Consider the following 14281-nt stretch of genomic DNA (forward strand, 5'->3'; position numbering starts at 1 on the left):
GGCGTGGGCCGGCACGTCAAATGGACCGGGCGAGACGTCGAGCGTGCCTGACTCGTCGTCGCGAACTCTGCGCCGAGTCGGCATCGATTACCGATGTATGCCCGGCACGCACGCAAAAATGGTAGAAACAACTGCAGTGGATATCGGGTAAGCGCCTTTCTCAGCTTGCCTCACACGGGACCGTGCGAGTTCTTCGCGAGTTCTCCCATATCGCGCGCTCATTCTACGCAAGAGCCGCTTTGTTGACCACGGGCAGCAACCAGCAAAGCCGCGTCACTGCTTGCACTTGCCGCGGATGTTCACTTGCATGGACTTGCGTTCACTTGATATCGAGCCGCTTTTTCATCGAAGCGGTGATGCGTTGCCGTGTCTTGGCGTATTCGCTCCATGGATCGGTTTTGAGTGTCTCCAGGCGTTCATGCAGATTGCCGATATTCCATTGATCGCCGCTCGTGGTCGCGTCGAGCTCGTCCCAGCCGATAGGCACCGACGCCCCCATCCCCGGCCGGGCGCGCAGCGAAAACGCGGCGACCGTGCTCGACCCGCGGTTGTTGCGTAAATAATCGACGAAGATCTTGTCCCGGCGATTCTGCTTGCCCATCTTCGCGGAGAAATACTTGGGCAGCGTGCTCGCCATATGCTGTGCAACTGCTTGCGAAAAACCCTTCACTTCGTCCCAGCCAGCTTGCGGCATGAGCGGCGCCACCACATGCAGCCCCTTCCCGCCGCTCGTCTTGCAAAACGATTCAAGCCCGAGTTCTGCCAGCAATTCACGCGTGAGGCGTGCGGCCTCCTGCATCCGGTCCCAGCCGAGCCCATCGCCGGGATCGAGATCGAAGACCATCCGGTCAGGCTTTTCGAGCTTGGCGGCAAGCGCGTTCCAGGTATGCATCTCGATCGTGCTCATTTGCGCTGCGCCCACCAGTGCGCCGACGTTTTCTATCGTGATGAGCGCAGGATGACCGGGGTCAATACCTGGATGCTGTTTGACGTTCGGGATGCTCAGCTTCTCGCTGTGTTTCTGGAAGAACAACTCGCCGCCGATATCCTCCGGCGCGCGCACCAGCGACACCGGCCGGTCCTTCAGATGCGGCAGCATCCACGGTGCGACGGCTTCGTAATACAGAGCGAGATCGAGCTTGCGGACACCGGTCGACGGGTCGATCACACGATCGGGGTGACTGATCTTCACGCCCGCCACCAGTTCGGTACCAGCGGGACTACGCGCGGCTTTTTTAGCAGCCGTTTTCGCGGAAGCGGGTTTGGATTTCCCATTTGATTTGGCCGTGTCGATGGCCTTCGTCGCCGCTCTCACCGCGTTTTTGGCCGTCGACTTCTTCGCGGGCTTTTCGTCCTCATCGTCCAACGCAACCTCCTTCGTCGATTTCGGCACTTCCTTGACGATCTGTCGCGCCGGCTTGTCGTCCCTCAGGGCGACGAACGACGCTTGCCGCACGATCCGCTCCGACGTCCATTCCGCGAAATTGCATTCGGCGACAAGTTCCGGCCTGACCCAATGCACCGGTGTCCGGCTACGCTCTTTCGGCGCGGCGGCGAACGGCATCGTCTTGATCTCGCGTGCATCGAGTTGCTTTTTGATGTCGCGCAAAGTCGATGCATCGAAGCCGCTGCCCACGCGTCCCGCGTACTGCAGCTTGCCGTGCGTGTCGTACACGCCGAGCAATAGCGCGCCGAACTGGCCCCGGCTGCCCGTCGGTTCCGTATATCCGCCGATCACGAATTCCTGCCGGCGCCGGCACTTCAGCTTGATCCACGCGCTGCTGCGTCCCGACGTATAACCGCTGTCGCGCCGCTTGCCGATAATCCCTTCCAGCGCCATGTCGCAGGCGCTTTTCAGCAAGTCGTCGACGCTGAATTCGAAGTCCGCGGAGAAACGCAGGGCGTCGTCATCGAGTGGCTCCAGCAGCGCCTTCAAGATCGCTCGCCGCTGGACCAGCGGCACGCCGCGCAGGTCGTAGCCGTTCAAGTAGGGGATATCGAAAAAATAGACGGCAATATCTTGCGGACGATTGGCGTCGAACGCGTTCTGCAGTTTCTGGAAGTTCGGCAGACCGTTGTCGTCGAGCACGACTGCCTCGCCGTCCAGCCACGCGCTCTCCACATCGAGCTTGGCTAACGCCTTGACCTGACGACTGAATTTGTCGGTCCAGTCGTGTCCGTTGCGCGTGAAGATCTGCGTCGACTTCGCTTTCGATGCCTCGCGATCGATGCGTACCAGAATCCGGTAACCGTCAAATTTTATTTCGTATGACCAATCATCGCTCGATGGAGGTGTATCCACGAGCGTCGCCAGTTGCGGCTTCATCGTGGCCGGAAGCTTCGCGCGCACCGCATCCTGGATCGCGGGATTATTGGCAAGCGTGCGCAGCGATTCCGCGCTCCGGTTAGCCACGATGTCCGGCCTCGGCTGATCCGGGCTTTTACCTTGATCTTTCACCGCGGGCCGTTTCGGCGACGGTGCAGCCTTCGTGGCCCTGCTCGTCTTCGCGGCGGTCTTGCGCTCGGCCCTGTCGCGCACTTCGCCGCTTTTCGTACGTGCGCCGAGCGAATCGCTCATCACGCTGCCTGGCTTTTTCAACAGCACGTCATAGTCGGCTTCGCTGCGCGCTTCGTCGTCGCGTTCCTTGATCAACAGCCATTGTTCCTTGTCGCCATTGCCACGCATGTTGCTGCGCACGAGCGTCCAGCCGCCGCGCAGCTTCTCGCCGTGCAGAACGAACTTGAGCTTGCCTTTTGCATAGCTTTCACGCGCTTCGCCGATGCTGCCGGACTGCGGCTCCCACGTCCCGTGATCCCACACGATCACGCTGCCCGCGCCGTAGTTATCCTCGGGAATATCGCCTTCGAACGAGCCGTAATCGACCGGATGATCTTCCACATGCACGGCAAGCCGTTTCACCGATGGATCCAGACTCGGCCCTTTCGGTACTGCCCACGATTTCAGCGCGCCATCGAGTTCGAGACGAAAGTCGTAGTGAAGACGTCGTGCATCGTGTTCCTGGATGACAAACGAAAGCGCGCTCGCCTGAGCTTTCTTCGACGTGCGCCTGGCCTTCGCAGCCGCGTGGCCGGAAGGCTCGGGCGTCTGGTTGAAACGCCTCATGCGCTGATAGGTGTCGAGTTTATCGGCCATCGGCGAATCGCTTTTCCTGGTGCGTGGTAACGCGTGACGACGAGCTCTTAGGCGCGTTTGCGGCGCGTTGTGGTCTTGCGCGCGGGTTTGGCCGCCGGTTCTTCCGCCTCGGCTTCGGAGGTGTCGTCGTCGGTATTCTTAGCGGCGCGCCTCGCGGGTTTTCCCTTCTTCAAACTGCGTTTGAGCAGTTCGGACAAGTCGAGGATCTCCGCCGATGCCTTGCGCGGCGCACCTTCCTCCACCTCCGACACCTCCTCGGTCTTGCCCTCCTTCACCTTCTTGTTGACGAGCGCCATGATGTCTTCGCGGAACGTGTCGTGATAGTCGTGCGGGTTCCACGCATCGCTCATGTCGTCTATCAATCGCTGGGCCATCTCCAGTTCTTTCGGCGATACCCCCGCCTTCTTCGAGTTCTCGTCGGGGAACTTGAACTCGTCGAAATCGCGCACTTCGTCAGCCCAACGCAACGTGTTGAGCGCCAACGCCGGACCCACCGGAATTAGCGCGGCGAGATGCTGCTTGTTGTGCAGCACCACGTTCGCAATCCCCACTTTCCCCGACGCCTTCAACGCATCGCGCAGCAGCGCATACACCTTCTCGCCCTTGCGGTCGGGCGCGAGGTAATACGGGGTATCGAGGGAAAGAAACGAGATCTCGGGTGCTTCGACGAACGCGAGAATATCCACGGTCTGCGTCGACTCAGGATTAGCCGAGCGAATTTCAGCGTCGCTCATCACGACATATTTGCCCTTCTCGTACTCGAAGCCTCGCACGATGTTCTCGCGCGTGACGTCCTTGCCCGTGTTCTTGTTGAACTGCTTATAGCCGATGGGATCCATCGAGCGCTTATCGAGCAGGTTGAAGCCGACTTTCTCCGACTGCGTTGCCGGATAAAGCTGCACGGGGACGTGGACCAGCCCGAAGCTGATCGCGCCTTTCCAGATCATGTGTGGCATCGCGCTTGGCCTTTTGCGAAAAGCCGCTCTGACGGCGTTGACGATATAAACGGTCTGCGCGCGCCGACAAACGTGTGGTCGCGTGCTCTCGTGGTCGTTACACCGTTGCAGAAAACGTGCCAGATGGGACCGCTCGCGCCGGCTTGACGACGACAGACTGAGCGCAGGCAGCGCGCCCTCGAACGCCCCCTGCGATACGCAAAATTTGCCGGACTAGAAGGTTACTTGCGGCTGGCGCTGACCGTGAGTTTCGTGCCGTCGCTGAGCGTGACGGATTTTTCGGCGCCGCCGGTGGGCATCGTGAAATGGACAAGCTGGCTGAAGAAGTTATCGGTGGGACATTGCAGTTTCTTGCCGGCCACGGTGACGGGCGTCGTCGCGCGCGGCGCGTGGCCCTGGAAACTCAACTGAACGTCGGCGTCCCCGCTGTTCGCGATCACCGCCGCGAAACGAATCTTCACCTGACGTACCGTCGTCCCGCTTGCGTTGCGGATGGCGTCCACGCCCGGGCACGCGTCCGGGACGTTCTGCGAACCGCCTGCGGGTTTGCTTTGCCACGTGAAGTCATCGGTCTGGCCCGAGCGGATCGTGCGGGTTTCCTGCGCACTGCCCCAGTTCTTCGACGCCATCTTCACCGTGTATTTGATCGGTCCGTCGTTGGCGACTTCCGACAGCACCTTGATGCTTGGCGTCGCATTGGCCGCCGACACAGCCACGCAAGCCAAAAGCGCCATGACGGCGTTGGCGGAAATCACGCGACCTTGCTTCGACCGGCAACCCTGAATAAAACCCGAACGATCGATCATGCGAAAAGCCCCTCCGTGTGCAGCCGTCACGCCGGGCATACCGCAACGGCGCCGGGGTAGTCCGAGCCGCGCGTGAGGCGCGATCAGTCTAGCGCGACGCGCGCTGCGGGCTTCTCATGGGAAACCCGGGGCACGCGGCTTGCAATGGATCGGCCGATCGATACGCTGGACGAATCAGAACCCGGTCAGCACGAGCTTGCCGATCGCCCGCCCTTCTTCCAGCAGCCGGTGCGCTTCGCGCAGGTTCGTTGCATTGATCTTGCCGAGATCGCGGCCGAGCGTTGTCTTGACCGTGCCTGCGTCGATCAGTCGCGCCACTTCGGTCAGCAGCTTGTGCTGTTCAATCATGTCCGGCGTGCCGAACATCGAGCGTGTGAACATGAATTCCCAGTGGAACGCAGCGCTTTTCGCCTTCAGCAATTCGACAGCAATCGGCTTGTCGTTTTCAACGATCGTGCAAATGCCGCCTTGCGGAGCGATGACAGCAGCGGCGGCCGGGAAATGTTTATCCGTGTCGTTGAAGATCAGCACATAGTCCACTTGCTCGAAACCTGCGTCCCTCAGTTGCTTCGGCATGTCGCCGAAATGATCGACGATATGATCCGCGCCCAGTTCGCTCGCCCATTTCGCCGACTCCGGCCGCGATGCAGTCGCGATCACCTTCAGCTTCGCGACTTTTTTCGCGAGCTGGATGCCGATCGAACCCACGCCGCCCGCGCCGCCAACGATCAGCACGGACTTGCCCGCGTCGTGTCCTTCCGCCGATACCCCCAGCCGGTCGAACAGCGCTTCCCATGCGGTGATCGTGGTGAGTGGCAGCGCCGCTGCGTGCGAGAAATCGAGCGACTTCGGTTTCACGCCGACAATGCGTTCATCGACCAGATGGAACTCGCTGTTCGAACCCGGCCGGGTGATGCTGCCCGCGTAGAAAACGGGATCGCCCACTTTGAACAGCGTCACGTCCGGGCCGACCGCTTCGACCACGCCCGATGCGTCCCAGCCGAGCACCCGCGGCGTCTCTTCAACCTTGTCCTTCGGCGCACGGACTTTCGTATCGACGGGATTCACGCCGATCGCTTCGATCTTCACCAGCAGATCGCGTCCGGCAGGCGCGGGTTTGTCGATCTCCACGTCCATCAGCGATTCCGGATTGGAGATTGGCAAGTAGCGAGTCAGTGCAATAGCTTTCATGGAATAGCTCCTTAAGGTGTGTCAAGCGTCGGATGTGCGATGCATGGACGCGATCTTAAGGATTTTCGGCTTCGCGTGAAACCGTCATAATCAATAAAACATTTTATTGATAAACAAGAAAATGACGAAAATGGATATGCAAAGCGAATCAAGCCATAAGGCGCAGCTCGACTTGCTCGACGTCGCGTTGTTCGTGCGGGCGGCGGCTTTATCGAATCTGTCGGCGGCGGGACGGGAGTTCGGACTGTCCGCCGCCGTGGCCAGCGCCCGGCTCGCTCAACTCGAACGCCAGCTTGGCGCGCGGCTTTTGCATCGCACGACACGGCGCATCAGCGTCACGCAGGAAGGCGAGATTTTCGCCGAGCGCGCCCGCGCGTTGCTCGATGCCGCCGATGCTGCGCGCGCATCGGTTGGACGTGCGTTCGAGCAACCGCAGGGGCGTTTGCGCGTGACGATGCCGTCGTCGCTCGGGCGTCAGCATGTATCGCCGGTGATCCCCGAATTTTTGCGCCGCTATCCGGGCGTGACGCTCGACTTGCGGATGACCGACCAGCTAGTCGACCTCGTCGATAAAGGCATCGATCTGGCGGTGCGCATCGGCGCGCTGAAGGATTCGACGCTGGTTGCGAGAAAACTCGCCAGCAACCGACGCGTGCTGTGCGCCTCACCGGCGTATCTCGCCGAGCATGGCACGCCGCGCCATCCCGCTGATCTTGCGCAGCACGAATGCGCGATTCTCTCCGGTCAGCGCGACTGGGCGTTCGTCACGCCGGCCGGGACTATCGACGTACGCGTGTCGGGCAGGCTCGTGACGGATAACGGCGAAGTGATTCGCGACGCGTTGCTCAGCGGGTTCGGTATCGGGTTGAAATCGACGTGGAGCGTGGCGCCGTTCCTGCACAGCGGCGAGCTGGTGACAGTGCTCGACAGCTATCCGCTCGCAGAAACGGTGGCGATCTGGGCGGTCTATCCGAGCCGCGCATTCGTGCCGCCGAAAACGACGGCGTTCATCGATTTCCTGACGGAGCATTTCGGCGATCCGCCTTATTGGGACGTCGATCCGCAACGGGTGATGCGGTAGTCGCTTCCGCGCAAATGCAAATAGGAATTTGCGTATTCTTAAAACCCCGGCGCAACGAGATCATTGAAACGCAATGACGAATTGCAGCGGATTCAACCAGCCGCCTGCGTTCGCGACAGCGTCTTGAGTTTGGATGGCGTCGTGTACCCGACGGGCCGGCGCGCCTGTGGCAACCAGTCCTTGCTGTCCTCGAGTTGTCACCCCACCGCCACCGGCGCCTTCACAAACCCTCGAAACCGCGCCCGCGGCGCGCGCACCGGCTCCCCCGCCAACCGGTAATCCGGGAACCTCGCAATAAACCGTCCGATCGCGATACGCGCCTCCAGCCGCGCCAGCGACAAGCCCGCGCACTGGTGAATCCCAAATCCAAACGCAAGATGCCGGTTCGGCTCACGAGCGATATCGAAACAATCTGCCGCCTCGAACTGCTCGGGATCGCGATTCGCCGCACCGATGCACAACGTCACCGGCGTCCCGCGCACCACTGGCATCCCGTCGATATGCGTATCCGCCGTCGCGATCCGGTTGCCGAGCTGATTCGAACTTTCGTAGCGCAAACACTCCTCGATCGCACTCTCGATCAGCGCCGGTTCGCCCAGTAACCGTGCCCGCTGCTCCGGCCATTGCGCCAGCAGCACGATCCCGTTGCCGATCAGATTGGTGGTTGTCTCGTGACCCGCGTTCAGGATAAAAATGCAGTTATGCAGCAGTTCGGCTTCGTCCAGGCGCTCTCCGTCGGCCTCGCTTTGAATCAGCCGCGTCAACACCTCATGCTGTGGATCGCCGGGATGCGCGCGGCGGCGTGCCACCAGCGTCACCAGATAATCGATGAAATCCGTCACCGCGCGGTTGCCCCGCGCTTCCTGCTCAGTGTTGAGCGCGGGTTCGAGCGCGCCGAGAATCGCGAGCGACCAGTCGCGCAACGGCGCGCGTTCATCGTGCGGCACGTCAAGCAAATTGCCGATCACTTCAACTGGAATCGCCGAGGCGAAATCGTCGATCAAATCGATCTCGCCGCGTGCGGCGACCCGATCGAGGAGCCCGTCGATCAGGCGCGCCAGACCCGGTTCCATCGCCGCGATCGCACGCGCGGTCAGCGCTCCCGCAATCAGTTTGCGCACGCGCGTGTGCCGCGGCGGATCGTTGAATACGAGGCTGGTCGTGTGATGCGCGAAAAGCGCGGTATCGGCGCCGTACTTCGGGCCGAATTCCACGGTCTTGTCCGAACTGAAGGTTTTCGGATCGCGATACACCGCCTGCACGTCCCGGTAACGCGTGAGAAGCAGCGAACCATCGGGCATTCTTTTGATCGGCTCCGTGGCGCGCAACGCGTCATAGACCGGATACGGATCGGCGTAAAACGCGGCGTCGAGCTTGCGCAGGTCGAAGGCACGCGCGCGTTCGGTCGGGGTCATGCACGTCTCCGTCGTTTGATCGACAGCCATCATAGCGGCGCGGCGCGTGCATCCGCCATCGGTCGGGACCATTACAATGGCGGGTCTTGCGCTGCTTATTTGCGTTTTCTTCCGCTCATTTTTCTCGCTCGCCGCCTGTCATGAACCTCGTCATCCAAAGCCTCGAACCGATCGCCGATACGCATCTGAAACCGCTCGCCGCCCTCGCCCGCTCGCAGCAGACCAAACGCGCCGACCCGGCCGGCCGGGTGGTGCGCCTGCTTGGCGCGGAGCCTCTGCAACGTCCCGATATCGATGCGTATTGCGGCGCGCATCGGCTGGATTACGCGTTCATCGAGCCGGCGCTGCGCCTGAGTGACTTCGGTCTGGTCGCCATGGACATGGATTCGACGCTGATCACGATCGAGTGTATCGACGAGATCGCCGATTTCTGCGGATTGAAGGCGGAGGTCGCGGCGATCACCGAAGCGTCGATGCGCGGCGAGATCAAGGACTTCAACGAAAGCCTCACGCGGCGTGTCGCGCTGTTGAAGGGGCTCGACGCAAGCGCCTTGGAACGGGTTTATGAGGAACGGCTGCGGTTGTCGCCGGGTGCGGAAACGATGCTCGAAGGAGTGAAAGCAGCAGGTTTGAAAACCTTGCTGGTATCAGGCGGTTTCACGTTCTTCACGGAGAAGTTGAAGGCGCGTCTCGGCCTCGATTTCACGCGCGCGAACATGCTCGAAATCGTCGATGGTAAGCTGACCGGGAAAGTGACCGGCGAGATCGTCAACGCCGATGTCAAAGCGCGTACGCTGCGCGAGACCTGCGCGAAACTGGGCATCGACCCGCGCCGTTCGATCGCCATGGGCGACGGCTCGAACGACCTGAAGATGATGGCGGAAGCGGGGTTATCGGTGGCTTTCCGGGCAAAGCCGGTGGTGCGCGAAGCGGCCGGGCTGGCGTTGAACTTCGTGGGACTGGATGGCGTGCTGCGGCTGTTTTGAGTCAGTCGGCGAAATCGGGCTTGACTTGAGGCTGAGGCGAGGCTCGAGCCCGATCTCGATCAACGCCCTTACCCGCCCAACCCCGCCAACGCCCGCTCCAGATCCGCCCACAGATCCGCCTGATCTTCCAGCCCGATATAAAACCGCACCAGCACGCCTTCATGTGGCCAGACACCGGCGGTGCGCATCGACTTGATGTGGTACGGCATGGCCAGGCTATTTGCCCCGCCCCAGCTCCAGCCGATCGCAAAGTTTTCCAGCGCCTCGACGAAGGTATCGATTTGCGCCGGGCTGTAGCGCTTATCGAAGACGACTGAAAACAATCCGCCCGCACCCGTGAAGTCGCGTTCGTAGAATTCATGACCCGGGCAATCGGGCAACGCCGGATGCAGCACCGCCGCGATTTCCGGCCGCGTCTTGAGCCAGCGAGCCAGCGACAGCGCCGTCCGGTCGTGAGCCTCGAAGCGGATCTGCATGCTCGGCAAACTGCGCAACACGAGCGAGCAGTCGTCGGAAGACACACCGATCCCCATGCGCATCCGAGCGCGTTTCAATTGCATATGGATGGCTTTGTCGGCGGTAATCGTCGCGCCCATCAGGATGTCGCTGGCGCCGGAATGGTACTTCGTCAGCGCCTGGACGGAGATGTCCACGCCGTGGTCGAACGGCTTGAACGCGAGCCCCGCCGAATAGGTGTTGTCGATCGCCGTCAGGATCTTGCGCGCCCGCGCGATCTTGGTGATGGCCGGCACGTCCTGCACTTCCATCGTCACGGAACCCGGCGCTTCGAGCCAGATCAGCTTTGTGTTCGGCTTGATCAATGCGTCGATGCCCGCACCGATCATCGGATCGTAATACGTTACTTCGAGGCCGAAATCGGCAGCGAGCCAGTCGGCGTGTTCGCGATTCGGCGAATAGGCGTTGTCGGGAATCAGCACGTGATCGCCGGCCTTTACCAGCGCGAAGTACACGTTGGATATTGCCGATAAACCCGAAGGCTGCAGCAACGCATGTTTGCCACCTTCGATTACTGCGAGCCGCTGCGCGAGCGCGAGCGACGTGGGCGTGGCGTGCAGGCCGTAGCGCCACTGGCTGTCGTCGCTCCAGACGAGCGCGCGCATGGCAGCGAGGTTCGGGAATACCACCGTCGACGCCCGTGCGACCGGCACCGAAAACGAGTCGAAACCGGGGCTTAGCTGGTCATCCGGATGGACGATGCGGGTCTGCAAGCTGCGGGCGCTGGACGAGTTGCTGGAATCGGTCATGAGTGTCCTGCTTGTTCGAGGCTATAAGAAAAAAGCGCCATCGAACGAAGCCGACGACGCCGTATTACATCGAACGGCGAGTTCGCGTTTCACTCGCCGATGATCACATTGCTGGTCCCGCCCAGCGCGTTGCCGGGGACCGGTGGAGCGGGTGGCGGCGCGGGTTCCAGCGAAGGCGCGGCCGGTTGCGGCGCTTTCGGTGCGACCGCACTGGCGGCAGGAGCAGCGCCCGATCCGGACCCGACCGGTTTGAGGTTGAACGGCACCGGATTGGAATCGTCGGCATTCATGCGTTCGCCCGACACGCTGCCATCGGCTGCAAACTTGCCGACCCAGTTCCCGGTGATATGCGTGCCGTCGTTCGACTCTTCGATCTCGAGCGTATCGCCGTCACGGTCGCCTGCGACCAGAATCACCGTCGATGCTCCGGCGAACCGGTATTCGCCGTGCACACCCGTGCGCTCATCTGTTTTTGCGCCGAGCTTCATTTCGATCTGCTTGTCGCCAAGCGTGCCGACATAGCGCGGGAAACGCGCGTACGCCGGATTCGGCGTCAGCGGTTTGGCGGGCGGGAGCGCGAGCGTTTCGATGGCTTCCGCCGTACCGGGCGACTGCAAGCCCAGATCGCCTGGCGTGGCAGCTGCACGTGCCGCCGAGACAGCTCGGGAGCCGTCGGGCGGCATCGCCGAATTACAGCCGGCGAGCAACAGCGCTGCCGCTATTGCCGCCACTTTCATTTGCGTCATCGAATAGTTTCCTGTCCTTACCCTGCTCACGCGCGTTCGAAGATTGCCGCGATGCCCTGCCCGCCGCCGATGCACATCGTCACCAGCGCGTAGCGTCCGCCCACGCGCTGCAACTCGTACAGCGCTTTGACGGTGATCAACGCGCCGGTTGCGCCGATAGGATGGCCGAGCGAAATACCCGAACCGTTCGGATTGACCTTCGCAGGATCCAATTCGAGTTCCTTCGATACCGCGCAAGCCTGCGCCGCAAACGCTTCATTGGCTTCAATCACGTCGAGCTCGCCAACGGTCAGTCCCGCGCGCTCCAACGCCTTGCGTGTAGCGGGAATCGGGCCAATGCCCATGTATTTCGGATCGACGCCCGCATGCGCATACGAGACGAGCCGCGCGAGCGGCTTCAGGCCACGCTTGTCGGCTACGCTGCGTTCCATCAGCACCACAGCGGCGGCTGCGTCGTTGATACCCGACGCATTGCCCGCGGTCACCGTGCCGTTTTCCTTGGCAAACACAGGCTTGAGTTTCGCGAAATCCTGGAGCGTCGGGTTCAGACGGACGTGCTCGTCGGTATCGAAGACGATGTCGCCCTTCTTCGATGCCTGCGTGACGGCAAGAATCTGTTCCTTGAAATAACCCGCTTCAATAGCCCGCGCCGCACGTCGATGCGATTCCAGCGCAAGCTCGTCCTGCATCTCGCGCGAAATGCCGTACTTCGCCGCGACGTTTTCCGCCGTGACGCCCATGTGGATCGTATCGAAAGGATCGTGCAGCGCGCCGAGCATCATGTCGATGAGACGCGCATCGCCCATGCGTTGGCCAAAACGTGCCGACTGGGCCAGGTACGGCGCACGGCTCATGCTTTCCGCGCCGCCGCCGATGGCGATATCCGTGTCCCCAAGCAGGATGGATTGCGCAGCGGAAACGATCGCCTGCAGGCCCGAACCGCACAGCCGGTTGACGGTCAGCGCGGGCGCGTGCTGCGCGACACCTCCGTTCAACGCCGCGACTCGCGCGAGATACATGTCCTTGGGCTCGGTCTGGATTACGTTGCCGAACACCACATGGCCGACGTCATCGCCCGACACCTTCGCCCGCGACAAGACCTCGCGCACCACGCGTGCGCCGAGATCGGTCGGGCTGAAGTCCTTCAGCGCGCCGCCAAAATCGCCGATTGCGGTCCGTACGCCGCTGACCACCACCACTTCACGTTGTGTCATGTCATCTCCTTTCACGGGTGATTTTCGTAAGCCGCGCCGACAGTAAGATCAAGCGCTCAGACTTCGCCCCACAAGTCATGGCCATCGGCGCCGGTGATTTTCACCGACACGAAATCGCCGGCCTTATAGCGCTTTGACGCCTTCTTCGCCGGCTCGATATACACCACGCCATCGATCTCCGGCGCATCCGCTGCCGTGCGCCCCACGCCGCCTTCGTTGCTCAGTTCATCGACGAGCACTTTCAGCGTCTTGCCGATCTTGCGTTTCATGCGTTCCGCCGACAATTCCTCGGCCAGTTCCATGAAACGCGCGCGACGGTCTTCGCGGACCTCGTCGGGCAGCGCGCCGTCGAGTTCGTTCGCAGTCGCCCCTTCGACCGGCGAATAAGCGAAACAGCCGACTCGATCCAGATCGGCAATGCGAATGAAGTCGAGCAGCGTCTGGAATTGCTCTTCCGTTTCACCCGGAAATCCAGCGATAAACGTGCTGCGAATGGTCAGCTCCGGACACATTGCGCGCCATTTCTGCACCCGTTCGAGCACCTTCTCGGCGTTCGCCGGGCGTTTCATGCGCTTGAGCACTTCGGGATGCGCGTGCTGAAACGGGACGTCCAGATACGGCAGCACGTGGCCCTTCAATGGACCTTCGGCCATCATCGGAATGACTTCGTCCACGCTCGGATACGGGTACACGTAATGCAAGCGGACCCAGGCGCCGTATTGCGCCGCCAGCTCGCCCAGCGCACCGACGAGATCCGTCATGCGTGTCTTGACCGGCTTGCCGTTCCAGAAACCGGTGCGATATTTGACATCGACGCCATACGCGCTCGTGTCCTGCGAAATCACGAGCAACTCCTTGACGCCGGATTTGAAGAGGTTTTCGGCTTCGAGCATCACGTCGGCAACCGGGCGCGACACCAGATCGCCGCGCATGGAAGGGATGATGCAGAACGTGCACCGGTGATTACACCCTTCCGATATCTTCAGATACGCATAATGCCGCGGCGTCAGCTTGATGCCGGCAGGCGGCACGAGGTCGATGAACGGATCGTGCGGCTTGGGCAAATGCAGATGCACGTGGCTCATGACTTCGGCGGTCGCGTGCGGCCCGGTCACAGCCAGCACCTTCGGATGCACTTCCTCGATCAAACCCGTTCCGCTCGCGCTTTTCTTCGCGCCGAGACAGCCGGTCACGATCACCTTGCCGTTCTCGTGCAGCGCCTCGCCGATGGCGTCGAGGCTTTCCTGCACGGCTTCATCGATGAAACCGCAGGTGTTGACCACGACGAGATCGGCGCCGTCGTAGGAGCCGGAAATCTCGTAACCCTCCGCGCGCAGTTGCGTAATGATCTGCTCGGAGTCGACCAAGGCTTTCGGGCACCCGAGGGATACGAACCCGACTTTAGGAACCGAAGGGGTCGGCACGGCGGGGGAAATGGTCTGCGACATAGGTGGGTCCGGCGTATAG

11 protein-coding genes are annotated in these 14281 nt (G+C 61.6%); 2 read left to right on the forward strand and 9 right to left on the reverse strand.

Going from position 1 to position 14281, the window contains the following annotated elements; translation table 11 throughout:
* Positions 1-319 precede the first annotated feature (319 nt).
* The 4 genes from ligD to M0D69_RS19360 form a co-directional block, all read right to left on the reverse strand.
* Positions 320-3154, reverse strand: coding sequence for a DNA ligase D (gene ligD / locus M0D69_RS19345; RefSeq protein WP_301783560.1), 2835 nt, complete (start codon positions 3152-3154; stop codon positions 320-322).
* 47 nt (positions 3155-3201) lie between these two features.
* Positions 3202-4110, reverse strand: a complete 909-nt coding sequence (locus M0D69_RS19350) for a Ku protein (RefSeq protein ID WP_301783561.1) — start codon at positions 4108-4110, stop codon at positions 3202-3204.
* A gap of 221 nt (positions 4111-4331) precedes the next feature.
* Positions 4332-4916, reverse strand: coding sequence for a DUF6013 family protein (locus M0D69_RS19355; protein ID WP_301783562.1), 585 nt, complete (start codon positions 4914-4916; stop codon positions 4332-4334).
* A gap of 174 nt (positions 4917-5090) precedes the next feature.
* On the reverse strand, positions 5091-6107 hold the full coding sequence (locus tag M0D69_RS19360) for a zinc-binding alcohol dehydrogenase family protein (protein WP_301783563.1): 1017 nt from the start codon (positions 6105-6107) through the stop codon (positions 5091-5093).
* A gap of 136 nt (positions 6108-6243) precedes the next feature.
* Here M0D69_RS19360 and M0D69_RS19365 point away from each other — a divergent pair, with 136 nt between their 5' ends.
* Positions 6244-7188, forward strand: a complete 945-nt coding sequence (locus M0D69_RS19365) for a LysR family transcriptional regulator (RefSeq protein ID WP_301783564.1) — start codon at positions 6244-6246, stop codon at positions 7186-7188.
* A 197-nt stretch (positions 7189-7385) separates the two neighbouring features.
* Here the strand turns inward: M0D69_RS19365 and M0D69_RS19370 are convergent, their stop codons facing one another.
* Positions 7386-8603: a cytochrome P450 gene (locus M0D69_RS19370; RefSeq protein ID WP_301783565.1), complete on the reverse strand. Its 1218-nt coding sequence runs from the start codon at positions 8601-8603 to the stop codon at positions 7386-7388.
* A gap of 140 nt (positions 8604-8743) precedes the next feature.
* Here M0D69_RS19370 and serB point away from each other — a divergent pair, with 140 nt between their 5' ends.
* Positions 8744-9589 (forward strand): phosphoserine phosphatase SerB, encoded by an 846-nt coding sequence (gene serB / locus M0D69_RS19375; protein WP_301783566.1) that lies wholly within the window; start codon positions 8744-8746, stop codon positions 9587-9589.
* Positions 9590-9657: 68 nt separating this feature from the next.
* Here serB and M0D69_RS19380 read toward each other — a convergent pair whose 3' ends face one another.
* The 4 genes from M0D69_RS19380 to rimO all read right to left on the reverse strand — a co-directional run bounded on the left by M0D69_RS19380 (position 9658) and on the right by rimO (position 14262).
* A complete protein-coding gene (locus M0D69_RS19380) occupies positions 9658-10854 on the reverse strand; it encodes a cystathionine beta-lyase (RefSeq protein ID WP_301783567.1) in 1197 nt (398 codons plus the stop codon).
* 89 nt (positions 10855-10943) lie between these two features.
* On the reverse strand, positions 10944-11600 hold the full coding sequence (locus M0D69_RS19385; protein ID WP_301783568.1) for a hypothetical protein: 657 nt from the start codon (positions 11598-11600) through the stop codon (positions 10944-10946).
* 26 nt (positions 11601-11626) lie between these two features.
* A complete protein-coding gene (bktB, locus tag M0D69_RS19390; protein ID WP_301783569.1) occupies positions 11627-12814 on the reverse strand; it encodes a beta-ketothiolase BktB in 1188 nt (395 codons plus the stop codon).
* Positions 12815-12870: 56 nt separating this feature from the next.
* Complete coding sequence (rimO, locus tag M0D69_RS19395) at positions 12871-14262, reverse strand: 30S ribosomal protein S12 methylthiotransferase RimO (protein WP_301783570.1); 1392 nt, start codon at positions 14260-14262, stop codon at positions 12871-12873.
* Between the last annotated feature and the right edge of the window lie 19 nt (positions 14263-14281).

It is taken from the genome of Caballeronia sp. SEWSISQ10-4 2 (assembly GCF_030464885.1).
Classification (GTDB): Bacteria; Pseudomonadota; Gammaproteobacteria; order Burkholderiales; family Burkholderiaceae; genus Caballeronia.

What these genes read in the sequence shown, in the direction of transcription:
- M0D69_RS19350 (WP_301783561.1), bottom strand. Translation starts at nt 4,110, where the DNA reads ATGCCACACATGATCTGGAAAGGCGCGATCAGCTTCGGGCTGGTCCAC.
- M0D69_RS19365 (WP_301783564.1), top strand. Translation starts at nt 6,244, where the DNA reads ATGCAAAGCGAATCAAGCCATAAGGCGCAGCTCGACTTGCTCGACGTC.
- M0D69_RS19355 (WP_301783562.1), bottom strand. Translation starts at nt 4,916, where the DNA reads ATGATCGATCGTTCGGGTTTTATTCAGGGTTGCCGGTCGAAGCAAGGT.
- M0D69_RS19370 (WP_301783565.1), bottom strand. Translation starts at nt 8,603, where the DNA reads ATGACCCCGACCGAACGCGCGCGTGCCTTCGACCTGCGCAAGCTCGAC.
- serB (WP_301783566.1), top strand. Translation starts at nt 8,744, where the DNA reads ATGAACCTCGTCATCCAAAGCCTCGAACCGATCGCCGATACGCATCTG.
- bktB (WP_301783569.1), bottom strand. Translation starts at nt 12,814, where the DNA reads ATGACACAACGTGAAGTGGTGGTGGTCAGCGGCGTACGGACCGCAATC.
- M0D69_RS19360 (WP_301783563.1), bottom strand. Translation starts at nt 6,107, where the DNA reads ATGAAAGCTATTGCACTGACTCGCTACTTGCCAATCTCCAATCCGGAA.
- M0D69_RS19385 (WP_301783568.1), bottom strand. Translation starts at nt 11,600, where the DNA reads ATGACGCAAATGAAAGTGGCGGCAATAGCGGCAGCGCTGTTGCTCGCC.
- ligD (WP_301783560.1), bottom strand. Translation starts at nt 3,154, where the DNA reads ATGGCCGATAAACTCGACACCTATCAGCGCATGAGGCGTTTCAACCAG.
- rimO (WP_301783570.1), bottom strand. Translation starts at nt 14,262, where the DNA reads ATGTCGCAGACCATTTCCCCCGCCGTGCCGACCCCTTCGGTTCCTAAA.
- M0D69_RS19380 (WP_301783567.1), bottom strand. Translation starts at nt 10,854, where the DNA reads ATGACCGATTCCAGCAACTCGTCCAGCGCCCGCAGCTTGCAGACCCGC.